Origin of the sequence: Rivularia sp. PCC 7116, from assembly GCF_000316665.1 — a bacterium.
GTDB lineage: Bacteria > Cyanobacteriota > Cyanobacteriia > Cyanobacteriales > Nostocaceae > Rivularia.
The window spans coordinates 512,271-525,637 of the sequence record NC_019678.1; the positions used below are offsets into that span (position 1 = coordinate 512,271).

Consider the following 13,367-nt stretch of genomic DNA (forward strand, 5'->3'; position numbering starts at 1 on the left):
AATATAAATTAAATAGAAAATGGTACAAGCAAACGGACAACCGCCAAGACCAGCAGCACCAGCAAAATCTCCTTTAGATACAGCGATTGAAGCATACGATAAAGCAATTTTTGCCTTAGAACAAGAAGATATAGAAGCAACTTTTGAGCAAAAAGTCGCGGTATTGGTAGCGCGGGATGGGGTCGAAAAGAAAAGACAAATGGACCAAAATCCCCAAGGAGAAACTTATGCTAAATTACTAAGCTTAGATGAGCGGTTGCGGGGACTGGCAAAGTTACTTAGTGAAGATGATAAATTAACAAAATGGAAAGATAGTGTTAATGCTGCTCCCAATATGTGGTGGTGGTATTTAAAATATCCATTGTTACAATCTCCAAGTGAAGCCGTACAACGTTACAAACAAGCAATTTCTGAATTAAAAGCAGCATTACCAAATCCTAGCAACAATGAAATTATCGAAGTATTGCTCGCTCGCGATGCTGTTGAAGAATCCCGCGATAATAAACCTTTACCAGAAAGCGTTGCCAAAATAGTTATTAAATTAGATGAAAATCTCAAGACTCTTGCAGACGTAATTGATAAGGAAGGTAAATTAGAAGATTGGAAAAAAAGTTTAGCTAAAACTACCCAAGATTGGTGGTGGGAATTAAGCAATATTGAACCCCAACCAGCCCAAGCAGTTCAACGTTACGAAAATGCTTTAGATGCTTTAGAATCTCCAGAAACAGTAAGTTCGGAAGAATTGCTAGAAGTACTTATTGCTCGGGATGCGATAGAAAAAGCTTGGGATAAGCAACAGCAACAACCACGTCATTTAACATCGAAGTTGGTTGGTTTAGATAAGCGTTTAAAAGCGCAAGCTAAAGTTTTTGCCAATAATGACATCGTTGATGAATGGAAAAACAACCTCAAACCACCCGAAAAGCATTGGTGGTGGTCGTTTACTCGTCCAACTCCTTTACCAAATCAAGCACTCGAACGTTACAGCAAAGCCATACATTTAGTTGAAAATAATAATCCACCAACTTCGGAACAACTTTTAGAAGCTCTGTTATCCCGGGATGGAGTAGAAGAAGCGATACAGGAAGCTTATCAAGAAAAACCCGTACCGGAAAAATTAGCTCGGGAAATTATTGCTTTAGATAACAAATTAAAAAAATATCGACTGGATTTAAATAAAGATAATCAGTTAAGACAGTGGAAAGATAGCTTAAAACGTCAAAATCGCTGGTGGTGGGAATTAAAACCCGCTATTGTTGGTTCGGAGGAAGAACCCGGTACTCGTAAAGATTGGTTATTTAATACCTTAGCTGTAGTTTGTTTAGGCTTTGGTGCTGCTTTCACCATTTACACCACTCAGGTATTCTTCCAAAAAGTTGAAGGGCAAGAAACTCAACAAGCAGATTTATCTCAAAATTTAGCAGCAGTATTACAAGTAGTTGGTTTGGGTGCTGGTGGTGCAGCAGCTTTAACTAAAGGTGGAAGACAAAGTTTAGAAAAACTCTTTACCACTCTAAGATTACCACCACAGAAACAAGCACCAACTGCATTAGCGATTGCAGCAGGAATGACTGCAATTACGGGAACCGTTGCAGCATCTTTACCAATGTGGGGAAAAGGCTATATTAATGACGGACAAAACTATATTCAAAATACTCAATGGCTGAAAGCTCAAGATAGTTTTGTACAAGCGAAAAAATTTATTAGCAGCAATGAAGATAAAGCAAAGGTTGAAATTGGTTTGGGTAAATCCTACGAACACCTCGGAGATTTAACCAAAGCCAAAGAACATTATCAGAAAGCTGCCGCTCTCGATAATATCGAAGGTATGACTCGCTTCGCTCGTTTGAGCTTGGTTGATTTCTTTCTCAAAAATCCTCCAACTTCTCGCACTCAACCTTCAGCAAGTGATGAAAATCTTATACAAGCTCAACTTTACAATAAACGTGCTTGGTTAAAAATACCAACGGTTTTCAATGTACAGGAAGAAAGTCGTGGTAATGGTAATCGAGAACGAATAGAACTGACACATTTGTCACGGACAAACTCTGTCATTATTGATGCAATTCAAGATTTGATGGTTACTCCCAAAAACAATGAAGTCTTAAAAGACCAAGATTACCGCGCTCGTTATTGGACTGAATCTATAGTGAGTGTTTTAAAATCAAACTTGGATGAAGCTAATTTTTTTGAGATTCCCCAACAAGATTCTATATATCTAAAAGCAGTATGTTTTGCAATTTCTACAGAATATCAAATGCGGTATGTAGAAAATATTGGGAAAGAAAATCTTGGGGATTTACCAGGTTTAATTCCTAAAGTAGATCCTGAATCTCCCGAAGCTCCAAACTGTCACAATGATAAAGCCCTAAGCATATACGATTTTGCTTTGATTGAAGCTTGGTCAAAGATGTATAAATTGCCTAAATATACTAGATCTGCTTCTCCAAATTCTAATCGATCCCTGGGAAATAACATTCAACCCGGAGAATACAATCCAAATTATCCTATAAATCAGTAAAAAAATATTTTGCCAAGCTTACTCATGCGTATGCAAGCTTAGCAATCATCAAAAAAATACCTAATCAGATAAAAGTCAGTTCCGATCTGAAAAAATATATATTTCAGACAACTGACTTTTTTGATAATAATTTGCAACTGCTTCACAAAAACTTTGCATCAACATGAAGTAAGTATAAAAAAACACTTTGTATTATAAAAAACCCGGATAAAGAATTAAAAACAATGGAATTTGATGTGTCGAATTTAATTCGATCCTCCTTCACTCAATTCCTTTATTCGGAGTGGAAGCAATGCTATTAGCTAAATCTACTTTACCCACCGATGTTCGGACGTTCATCGGTAAACTAACACATCTCGACTTAGAGCCAATTGCTCATACACTAATATATTCTAATGAAGAGAAATGGAATATTCAACAAATTAACCAAGCTATTTCAGCCTATCTGATGTTTTTGCTATTAGTTTACCTTTATCCAAACAGCAATCTGGTTCCAAATCAAGAAATTGACAGAGTTTGGCATTGTCATATTCTTGATACGATGAAATACGCCGAAGACTGCGAAATGCTATTTGGTCGTTTTATTCACCATTTTCCCTATTTTGGGCAGCGTGGAAGAGCAGATAGAGACAACTTAAAAAGGGGCTTCGAGCAAACCCAAGTACTTTTTCAAGAACACTTTGGAATAAGTATGGATGTCGCAAACAAACCAAGTATTGCGGTTGACTGTCAACCTATTGGTAAGATAACACAACTTATTCGACCGCGTGTAGATATCGGTGAAGTTTTTTGGATGAAATATCTACTAGATTAACCTTTATAATGACTCGACTCAAAAGGCTTAGTACAAATACGATCTTCATTGTATGCGATTATGCAATAAACTAATCGCTGTTGCCTATTGGCTATATTGTGTTCCCTATTATTGATTAAAAAGTAAAGATTACCAATCTTGAAAGGCTTTTGGATTGGTATGCCATCTTGAAGGTAGTATTGCCAAATGAGAGTTTATTTCTCCGACGAAATAATTTAGTTGTAGGCAAATACCTTTGGTTGTATCGTCAACATTCCATATAGATGCACCAATATTTGCACCTGTTAATAAATGTAAACGTTTAATGAATTCCTTTCCTACATTTCCAGCAGCCACATTACACCCGTAAAGCAATATATTTTGTACTGTCCAAGTTTTAAGTTGAGAAGCATGACTTCTGAGAGCGAACAAACTTAAATGACTCTTTCCAAAATATAAACAACCGGGGGAACCGTTAGAAATAATATGAAGGTTTTTAAGACGAGTACATTTATTTAAAGTTTGAGTAATTTGTTCAATTTCATTGTCATTAGGCTGAATAATAATTACTTTTGATAAAGGTAGTAACACTTTAACTAAACTCTGAAAGTCACCTACAGCATCATCAATAACCACTAAAGTACGAACTGCATCAAAATTGACTTTATAGTCGTTAGACATAATATATCGCTTGCAGATAATAATTAATAGATAAATTTAACTATTGGACTCAGAATATCTTCTGCTCCCAATTTATGAATTTTAAATTAAAAATAGTTTTTGTGAGCAGGTATAATTTAAGGGAAAGGTAGTTTTTTATGTATTTTAGTCACAAGAATACCTTTTCCTTAACAAGAAATTTTATTGATTCATCAAGCATGATTCAAACATATCTAGCTATGCTGTTAAAACCGTTAAGTCCTGTTTGATTAATGTATATTGACTTGTATTCCAAATACCAACTCCGATTTTCGTATGCATTCCCCAATCACTAGTTAAAGTAGAAATAATTGCTCCAGTAGTTCTATACATACGTACAAGAAATCTTTTTCCCATTTCCTCAGCACCTACGTTGCAGCCATATAAATAAATATTGCTAACTGACCATTTTCTCAATTGAGAAGCATAAAAATTAAAGTTATTGACTGATAAACTACTGTTTCCTAGATATAAACAACCAGGAGCACCTTGCGAAATAATATGAAGCTCCGAAAGCTCAGAAAATTTTTGCACAGTGCGGCTTATTTGCTGTACTTCTTTCTTATTAGGTTGTAGTATCAAAACTTCTGCGTGAGGGATTATACCTTCCTTAATACATTTTTCTAATAGATGAAAATCTTTAATAGCAGGATCTATAACAACTAAAGCATTTACTTTTTTATCAGTCATTTTTTCTAGTCACCCTTGGGTAAGTTTATTTGATAGGATAAAGACAAGATGCTAATTAACACAATCAAATTTAATTAGAAAAATAGATGCGTTACAGTGACATTTTTATGTTGACGTTAAGTACATATAAATATTTATAAATACATTTAACTATTCAGTAATTACGCAAGTATCACAATACTGGATTGGCGCGTGACATTAAAAACCTTATTCTTATTGCGTTCATCATTTCACAAAGTTTCACACACCTCATAGCATTTCTTTATAAAGATGCGCTAAATTTAGCCCACGCAGGTGGGCTTTATTTCAGTAGCCCTACTCTTCCAGAGTGAGGGCGATCTATAACTTTTTAAAAATAGATAAATACCCTCCATCATCTCAATTTGCTGTAACTGTGTTATATTAACAATCACTCTAATATCTCATGCTGAAATAATCAGAGAAAAGATGCACCCGATGACAAAAAACCTCTATCAGTGTGTTCCAACTGTGTATACCTTGAATAAGGCAAACTGCTTTATAGGCAAAAAAGCAGATGACACGTTCATATTTTTAAGCAAAAATTCGTATTTGTCAGCAGGGAAAAGTTAAGTAAAAAGTAGTTATTGTAATATCAAAATTAATGTAATTAATAAATCAAATTACAGAATAAGAATTAGTATTTTTTCTTTAGCCGTAAGAAAATAGTTGTACTATTGCTGAAAATTTAAATAATCAATCAAATTTTATTTGTTTAAGGAAATTAAGACTGAATAATTTCAAGTAATGATTGAGCTTCTTTTGCTTCCGGCTTCATTCCTAAAGTTTCAAAATCCGAAATCGCTTCGTTTACCCAACGTTTAGCTATATTCAAATTGCCTAGCTTCCTTTCCAAGCGAGCCAAAGAGCGCTTTGTATATGCTCGACTGCATTTATCTTGATTGTTTTCTGCTACTTGCAAAACTTCTGCTAAATAATGTTGTGCCTGTTGAAATTTTCCTTGTTTAATGGCAATATCTGCCAAAAAGTCTTTAGCTAGAAGGCTGGCACGTTTCCAACCAATTAATTGAGCTTGTTTAAATATTTTTTTGAATAAAATTTTACTTTCTTCGTACTCTTGATTTTTATAATATATTTCACCTTGATAATAAAGAATATGTAGAGATAAACGAGTTTTTATGTCAAAATTAATTTGAAAATTGTCGGATTTTCCTAATAAAGTTTGAGCCTGATTAAGCCAATCAGTTGCTAGTAAAAACTGCTGTTTCTGGATATGCCATACACCAATATGAATTGCTAAATCCACTTGCATATCTAATGTTAAATGATCGTGTAACTGCCAAGCTCGATTAAACAAACTTTCAGCTAAATTCAAGTGTTCCTCTTGTGCTATTAAAGTCAATTTCCAGGCGCGATCGCCAATAATCTCCGCAGCAGTTTGAAAATCTTGCTGAGAAACTGCTGCTTCACCAAGCCATTCTAACCACAAAAGCGGTGCATCCCAATAACTTAGACGATTTTGCCGATAGGCAAGAGAATATGTATAGCATTTCATATTTTGCCAAAGCTTGCAGGCATCATAATAACGATTATTTGAAATGCACCATTCAATAACCTGCGTCAAATTATCCCATTCTTCTTCTAAATGCTGATAATCTTGCCATTCCCGCCAATCTTTACATCCATGTTTCTGGGCAAACTTAATATACCAATTTACCCAGCGATTGCGAAATGATTTTTCAAATTCAGGGTTTTCAGACATTTCCCTCATGGCATATTCACGAGTTAAAAGCAGCATTTCGTAACGCCCTTGATCATAACTTATCAAGGAAAGCTGTTGTAGTTTAGCCAAACTATTTGCTACATCTAAGGAATCCTCTACACCAGCAACAGCTTGTAGTGCCTCTAATGATGGAGGTTTAGCAAATAGGGGCAAAGCCATTAAAAAATCATAGGCTGGTTTTCCTTTTAATGGTTGCACGGAACTTTCAAAATAAAACTGGCTGAAATCTGTTTGAGCAGGTATCAACCGAGAAGTTAAATTGTCAAAGGTATAACCGGCAGCTAATTGACTTATAGCATAGACGATTGCAGCAGGTATTCCTCCTATATTTTTATATAGTTGAAGGCATTGCTTCAAACTTAAATTTACTTGCTTTTCTGCTGCCTGCTGTTGAATCAATATCAAAGCATCGGTTTTATTCAAAGATGTTAACGCAACAGTATTGAAGGGAGTTTTTTCTCGACTGGTAATTAAAGCTTTTACTGTCGGTGGAAGTTCGTATAAAAAGCTTAATACTTGCTGTTGTTCTTCTAAAGTATCTAAATTATCAATAATTAGCAAAGTTCGCATATTTGCCAAACATTTATAAATTTGCTCGTAAGTTTCTTCAAAGCTTGCCGTTTGATAATTTTGATAATTTTGAAAACTAACTGTACGTGTAATACTTGTAAAAATATCTACTAATGTTCTTTCTCTTCTTAAACGATTCAAAATACCTCTGGGTGTAAAAAATTGAGCTTTTGCAGAGGTAAATACTATTAATTCAAAGGTTGGTAAATTTTTCTCTAAAGTTCGTCCTAGGTAAATATTGTTACTTGCTTTTAAACAACGATAAGCAATATCTAAAACCAAAGTCGTTTTTCCAACACCTCCAATACCTTCAATGCTGATGCAAGGAGTTGGCCATTCAAAAGAAATTAGTTTTAGTAGTCTTTCCACTTCTGCTTCGCGACCAACTAATCTGGTATAATCTCGTGATGGCAGATTATGATATATAGGTTGTGGCGTTTTAGATAATTTATTTTTACTAATCAGCAAATCTTTAGATAATAAATTATTCTCAGCTAACTTAACCTTTTCTTGTTGATAAATATGCTGTTCAAGAATTGCTTTGAAATTATTTTTAGTAACTTTCTTACCTAAACCCTGAGACAAGCGTTTCCACAGTTTTGGTCCGATATCATTTTTTAGATATTCATCAGTATAACCACCTTCAGCAGCAATTTGGTTGTATTTATGACCTTGCCAAGAACCGCGTAAAACCAATACCTCAATATTTGACAGATGCTTTCCCGTTTTAGACATTATTAAAGTTTCAACAAGTGTCAAAACTTCTTGAAAAAGAATATTGTTGCTTTGATAATTTTGGTCGTTGTCGCTCATTACACCAAATAGTTTAATGTGGTTAAATTTAACTGTAATATTCTAATTATTCTTTAATTTATGAATTCATTCATTATCTATTGCCTCTATCTTTAGAATAGTATAAAATATTTTCGTTATATTTGTAATCTAATTAACAAAAATATTTAGTCAATATAAATATTTAGATTTTACTTTTCACAATTGAATATTTGCTTCTTATATTCTGTTGCCAAAACTGTAACCATTTGGCCTTCAATAAGCTTCAGGTGCCATAGTTGGAATAAAGCAGAGTGGTGATATTGGTGGTGATATGAAGCAAAATTTAAGCAACGCTCGGCAAAATTTTTTGCAAAGACGTTACGCAGTCAGTTTGGGGAGACGTTACGTTTTAGCAGCTGCAAGTGTGATGTTGATGGGTGTAATCGGATGCTCTCAATTGAGTAATAGTAATAATCGCGCTTTTGCACAATCCCAAACACCGCAATCGGAACTACCAATTTCAGATAAGCCTGCGTCAATTGATACAGAAATAGTATCAGCTAATACAAAGTTTGGGTTTAATTTATTTTCTCAATTGTTGATTCGAGATAATAGTAAAAATATATTTTTTTCTCCTTCAAGCATAGCTCTGGCTTTATCTATGACTTATAACGGTGCTAGTGGTAGCACTCAAGAAGAAATGGCTCAAGCCCTAGAATTGCAAGGAATGAGTCTGCAGCAAATAAATTCTAATTACGCAGAATTAAAAGCGAGTTTAGAAAACCCCGATCCTCAAGTAACTTTAAATATAGCTAATTCACTATGGGTAGATCGGAATACGAGCTTGAAACCAAAATTTATTGAGAGTAATCAGAATTATTATCAAGCCCAAGTTACAAATTTAAATTTTGCAGACACTAGGGCATCCGATCAAATTAACGATTGGGTTAGAGAAAATACAGAGGGAAAAATAGACAAGATTATAAACAAAATTAACCCCGATGAAGTACTTTTTCTGCTGAACGCTATTTATTTTAAAGGTAGTTGGAAAAAAGAATTTCAGTCCGATAAAACTGCGGAATTTCCTTTTTATCTTTCATCAGGTGAAGAAAAACAACATCCAATGATGTCACAATCTGGTGACTATACATATTATGAAACTGAAAATTTTCAAGCTGTGAGTTTACCTTATGGGGAAAATGGAAGAGTTAGTTTTTATATATTTTTACCCAAACAAAATTCCGAACTGAAACTATTTTATGACAATTTGAATGCGGCTAATTGGGAAAAATGGATGTCTAAGTTTGTGAAGCGAGAAGGTTTTGTACGTATACCCCGCTTTAAAACAGACTACGAAACGACATTGAATGATGCGCTTTCAGCTTTAGGAATGCAAGAAGCATTTAGTAATAATGCGAATTTTTCGGAAATGGGCAATAACCTTAAAATTAGCCAAGTAAAACATAAAACTTTTGTGGAAGTGAATGAAGAAGGAACAGAAGCTGCTGCAACAACTTCAGTTGGAATACAATTGACTTCAGCACAACTGCCCTCTCAAAAACCATTTGAGATGATTGTCAACCGTCCTTTTTTCTGTGCTATTCGCGATAATCAAACCCGAAGTATCTTATTTATGGGTTCAATTATCGAGCCAATTGATAGTAAAAAAATAGATAGTTAAAAATTGGACAGTTAATTTATACTTCGATCAAACTGTTGGAGGAGATGTTTTTGGTGCAGCTACATCAACAGAAGGGACGCTAAGTTCGGAATTAGTGTCCTCTGTTTGTTTATGGTAAGAATCTTCACTTCGATCCATTGCCATATCATCTTTTTCACTATTAGACATAGAAGGGCGTACAGCATCCAAAGCTGTTTTGATTACAACTGCGCTAGGTACAGCTACAATTACACCTAAAAGTCCGCCAATTCTAGCTCCCGTTAATACAGAAATCAAAACCCATACGGGATTTAAACCAGTAAAACTGCCCAAAATTCTTGGAGCAATGATATTTTCTAGTATCTGCTGCACGATAACGGCAGCCATTAATGCTTTCGTACCAATCCAGAAATCTTGTAAAGCAACTAAAGATGTAGTCAGGGCAATACCCACAGAACCACCAAAAGGAATTAGAGCCATAATACCAATAGTCAAGCCAAAAAGTAGACCAAAAGGTACTTTTAGCCATAAAAATGTTGGAATTAAAGCTGAAGCCATGCAAATAGATAAAATTAATTGGGTGATGAAGAAATTTTGAAAGCTAAGACGTACTGTTTCCGAAAAAGGATTGCGAAACTTTGCAGGAAGCCAACCTACCAAGCTTTGCCAAAGTTCTCCCCCATGTTGCAACAGATAAAATGTTAAAACCATAGTTAGAACAATATCGAGCAAACTTGTTACCGTGACTACCGCTAAATTCAAAACTTGTCCGGCAATAGCTTGTAATTGTCCTTTTACACGATCGTTTATCTGTACTAGCAAAGCATCCAGGTTGATTGGTAAACCCAAACTCTCAGCTTTTTCATTTAATATCATTAATTGGCTGCGCCCAGAATCAATTAATTCTGGCAAACGAGCTACTAATTGTTGAGCTTGAGTTAAAGCTAGGGGAACAAGTGTAACACCCAAAGCTAATAATATAGATAAAGTCAGTAAAAATACTAAAATTGCTATAGGTTCTCGCTGTAAACCTTGACGCTCCATCCAGCTTACGGGATAGTTGAGCAGAAACGCTAGTACTGAAGCTCCGGCTAAAATGACTATCAACGAATGAAAGTAATCAAAAATTACTGAAAACGCCCAGCCGTTAATTACAAACAGCGGAGCAACAACGGCGATCGCGCCGATTCGCGCTATTGGTGTTAAGCTTTGCCACCAGTTAAGAAGCTTAAGTGTGTGCATAAAAAAAGCCAATTGCCGTTGGACAACAAATGAAATCGAACGATTATAAGTTTATTATCCCCGACTACAGACCAATCTTTTATCCCCCTAGTTCAGGATTTTACTCAGACTAATGAAGCATTTTGAATCTAATAATTCAAGAAAAATAAAAAGACAGGATATTTCCCTTCTGGGAATGCTTATATATTTAATTCCAGTAGTTGGCTTTTTCCCATCTTTATGGACGCTGTATCGGCGTGAAGGAAGCCGGGAACAATTAAGAATATCTCGTTTGTCAATTACATTAGCATTAACTTGGTGCGGAGGATACATCCTGTTAGGAAGTGGAGCTTCTACTTCTGAATTTTTCGCGCTACGCTTGCAAATTCTTAACAGCTTTGTGACGAGCGGTTATTTTGTAGTCAGTGCTTGGTTGATTATTCGTACCGTTAAAGGTAAGCAGCAAAAAGTACCCGGATTCAGCCAGTTTGCGGAAAAAGTGCTGGATAAATATTTATCTTAAATGAGGTAGAAATATTTTTAGAAAAGCAGATTAAATACTTAGAGAAAGTGTTTTTTATTACGCTTCGATATTAATATCTTTACAGTCAGATTTAGTATAAAGCTACCATACTTCTGTAAAACATCTCCGGATAAACTAAAAAAATAGGAGAAATACTGCTATAAGTGTTGTGGTTGACACGAAAGTTGCATAGTTAGCACTGATAATTAAGAGTTAGCTATTATGGGTTGATTCGTCTGCTCAGATGCAAAGCAGAAATTTGAATTTTTATCAATAAGTGTGAGGAAGTCAGTGACCATTCAAAGAACTTCGGCGCAAGATAGCCATTCTGCGTCCCCTCCCAAATCAAAGGAAAATAAAGATAATAAGCCAAAATCCGGAAGGTGGTTGTGGTTCTGGGTAGGTATGAGTGGTATTGCTATGATCTCAGCTACCGCAGGAGCGCTTTTAGCGGTTTCTCTAAGCAGTACCCCTTTGATGCAAGCGAGCTTGAGTGCAGATGAAGCGGCTGTATTCGAGAGCGATAGTATTGCTGGGGGTGGGCTACGTTTTTCCGAACTAACTCGCCCTGTCAACGTTTTAGTTATGGGAATGAGCGTACTTCCCCCTGATATACAAAATCCTCCATCTAAAGTCAGAGATTTGGGATACCTACCGCAAGTAAATTCTTTTGATGGTCTTGCTGATGTCATGCTACTGATCAAGTTCGATCCTCAGAACAAAAAGTTGACTATGCTCTCTGTACCTAGAGATACTCGTACTAGAGTAAAAGGCTATGGTATTAAAAAAATAAATTCCTCCAACGTATATGGTGGTCCAGCTTTAAGCGCTAAAACGGTAAGTAACCTGTTAGAAGGAGTTGCAATTGACCGCTACATGCGGATTAACGTTTTAGGAGTAGGTAAATTAATCGATGCTCTAGGAGGAGTAACGGTAAACGTTCCCGAAGATCTGAAGTATCAAGATGATTCCCAGCATTTATACATAAATTTAAAAGCCGGTAAACAGCATCTTGATGGCGATAAAGCATTACAACTTCTACGTTTTCGTAATGATGGTAGAGGAGATATTGGTCGGATTCAACGCCAGCAGTTGGTTATGCGAGCCTTAATGGATCAAGCTCTGAATCCAGCGACTTTAGCACAATTACCTAAAATTCTAAATGTAGTTAAAGAACATATTGATACTAATTTGACAGTCGAAGAATTACTAGCACTAGTAGGTTTTGGAGTACGAACCAATCGCTCTAATATGCAAATGCTGATGTTACCCGGAAGATTTAGCACTCCCAAGGAGTACAATGCTAGCTACTGGATACCAAGTCCTCGCCGTATAAGCGCTATGATGGCTCAGCACTTCGGGGTAGAAACAGAAGATGAATTGCAACCAGTCGATCCGGCATCTTTACGCATTGCAATTCAAAATCATACCGGCAACGATAATGTTAGTTTCCGACGCTTAATCAGAAATTTACGAAAAGCCGGTTATGGTAGAATTTACGTAGCTAAAAGTTGGACCCAACCTTTAAAAGTAACTCGTGTTGTTGCTCAACAAGGAGACGAAAACAGCGCTGAATCAGTACGCAGTCTTTTAGGTTTTGGAGAAGTACGGGTAGAAAGTACTGGTAGTCTTAATTCTGATATCAGCATTCAGGTAGGTGAAGATTGGTTAGAAAAACTTTCGGCTCCCGAATCTTCTGATGACATTCCATTACTGTAATTACGCTTTCGAGTAAGCTTTTCGAGAAACAGCTAGCATCATAAAAAGGCGATCCGTACAAGTTATTTGGTTATATCAAGTTAAACTCTTAATTACAGCTATACGGTAATTTTACGAGTGTTGCTAATTAATTATTGTTAATTTCGTAGAAAAATTCAACCTTCAAGCTCACTTGACGATTAATATGTTCACTAAATTAAAACGCTGAATAATTGCCTCTCTTGCATATAGGAGAGGTAATTTTGTGCAGTATAGTGCAGCTATTTAGACAAAATATAGCGGTTTTCAGTTGATTATCTACAGGACTAAGGCTGCGCGTCACACAACTCGGATGGTGCGTGACACTAAAACCCTCATTATTACGTTAAAAATCCAATTAAGTGTCACAGCACCCTACAGCATAAATGTGCCAGTTGCGGCCATTCCTAATCTAAT

Annotated in this window: 9 protein-coding genes; 5 read left to right on the top strand and 4 right to left on the bottom strand. The window is 35.8% G+C overall.

Going from position 1 to position 13,367, the window contains the following annotated elements; all coding sequences use genetic code 11:
- The first annotated feature begins 19 nt into the window (after window positions 1-19).
- Window positions 20-2,521, top strand: a complete 2,502-nt coding sequence (locus tag RIV7116_RS01955; protein ID WP_015116583.1) for a lipopolysaccharide assembly protein LapB — start codon at window positions 20-22, stop codon at window positions 2,519-2,521.
- Window positions 2,522-2,813: 292 nt separating this feature from the next.
- On the top strand, window positions 2,814-3,335 hold the full coding sequence (locus tag RIV7116_RS01960; RefSeq protein ID WP_015116584.1) for a hypothetical protein: 522 nt from the start codon (window positions 2,814-2,816) through the stop codon (window positions 3,333-3,335).
- A 129-nt stretch (window positions 3,336-3,464) separates the two neighbouring features.
- On the opposite strand, the gene RIV7116_RS01965 is transcribed toward RIV7116_RS01960, so the two are convergent.
- The 3 genes from RIV7116_RS01965 to RIV7116_RS33575 form a co-directional block, all read right to left on the bottom strand.
- Window positions 3,465-3,995 carry a DUF4347 domain-containing protein gene (locus RIV7116_RS01965; RefSeq protein WP_015116585.1) on the bottom strand — a complete coding sequence of 177 codons (531 nt, stop codon included), beginning with the start codon at window positions 3,993-3,995 and terminating at the stop codon, window positions 3,465-3,467.
- Window positions 3,996-4,211: 216 nt separating this feature from the next.
- Window positions 4,212-4,703, bottom strand: a complete 492-nt coding sequence (locus RIV7116_RS01970) for a DUF4347 domain-containing protein (RefSeq protein ID WP_044290715.1) — start codon at window positions 4,701-4,703, stop codon at window positions 4,212-4,214.
- Between the two features lie 742 nt (window positions 4,704-5,445).
- Complete coding sequence (locus tag RIV7116_RS33575) at window positions 5,446-7,848, bottom strand: AAA family ATPase (RefSeq protein ID WP_015116586.1); 2,403 nt, start codon at window positions 7,846-7,848, stop codon at window positions 5,446-5,448.
- A gap of 292 nt (window positions 7,849-8,140) precedes the next feature.
- Here RIV7116_RS33575 and RIV7116_RS01980 point away from each other — a divergent pair, with 292 nt between their 5' ends.
- Entirely contained in the window at window positions 8,141-9,490 is a 1,350-nt protein-coding gene (locus RIV7116_RS01980; RefSeq protein ID WP_015116587.1) for a serpin family protein, read from the top strand.
- 27 nt (window positions 9,491-9,517) lie between these two features.
- Here the strand turns inward: RIV7116_RS01980 and RIV7116_RS01985 are convergent, their stop codons facing one another.
- Window positions 9,518-10,711 carry an AI-2E family transporter gene (locus RIV7116_RS01985; RefSeq protein ID WP_015116588.1) on the bottom strand — a complete coding sequence of 398 codons (1,194 nt, stop codon included), beginning with the start codon at window positions 10,709-10,711 and terminating at the stop codon, window positions 9,518-9,520.
- A 112-nt stretch (window positions 10,712-10,823) separates the two neighbouring features.
- Here RIV7116_RS01985 and RIV7116_RS01990 point away from each other — a divergent pair, with 112 nt between their 5' ends.
- Both RIV7116_RS01990 and RIV7116_RS01995 read left to right on the top strand, forming a co-directional pair.
- Complete coding sequence (locus RIV7116_RS01990; protein WP_015116589.1) at window positions 10,824-11,213, top strand: hypothetical protein; 390 nt, start codon at window positions 10,824-10,826, stop codon at window positions 11,211-11,213.
- A 291-nt stretch (window positions 11,214-11,504) separates the two neighbouring features.
- Window positions 11,505-12,932: an LCP family protein gene (locus RIV7116_RS01995; RefSeq protein ID WP_015116590.1), complete on the top strand. Its 1,428-nt coding sequence runs from the start codon at window positions 11,505-11,507 to the stop codon at window positions 12,930-12,932.
- Window positions 12,933-13,367: the final 435 nt, after the last annotated feature.

What these genes read in the sequence shown, in the direction of transcription:
- RIV7116_RS01955 (WP_015116583.1), top strand. Translation starts at nt 20, where the DNA reads ATGGTACAAGCAAACGGACAACCGCCAAGACCAGCAGCACCAGCAAAA.
- RIV7116_RS01960 (WP_015116584.1), top strand. Translation starts at nt 2,814, where the DNA reads ATGCTATTAGCTAAATCTACTTTACCCACCGATGTTCGGACGTTCATC.
- RIV7116_RS01965 (WP_015116585.1), bottom strand. Translation starts at nt 3,995, where the DNA reads ATGTCTAACGACTATAAAGTCAATTTTGATGCAGTTCGTACTTTAGTG.
- RIV7116_RS01970 (WP_044290715.1), bottom strand. Translation starts at nt 4,703, where the DNA reads ATGACTGATAAAAAAGTAAATGCTTTAGTTGTTATAGATCCTGCTATT.
- RIV7116_RS33575 (WP_015116586.1), bottom strand. Translation starts at nt 7,848, where the DNA reads ATGAGCGACAACGACCAAAATTATCAAAGCAACAATATTCTTTTTCAA.
- RIV7116_RS01980 (WP_015116587.1), top strand. Translation starts at nt 8,141, where the DNA reads ATGAAGCAAAATTTAAGCAACGCTCGGCAAAATTTTTTGCAAAGACGT.
- RIV7116_RS01985 (WP_015116588.1), bottom strand. Translation starts at nt 10,711, where the DNA reads ATGCACACACTTAAGCTTCTTAACTGGTGGCAAAGCTTAACACCAATA.
- RIV7116_RS01990 (WP_015116589.1), top strand. Translation starts at nt 10,824, where the DNA reads ATGAAGCATTTTGAATCTAATAATTCAAGAAAAATAAAAAGACAGGAT.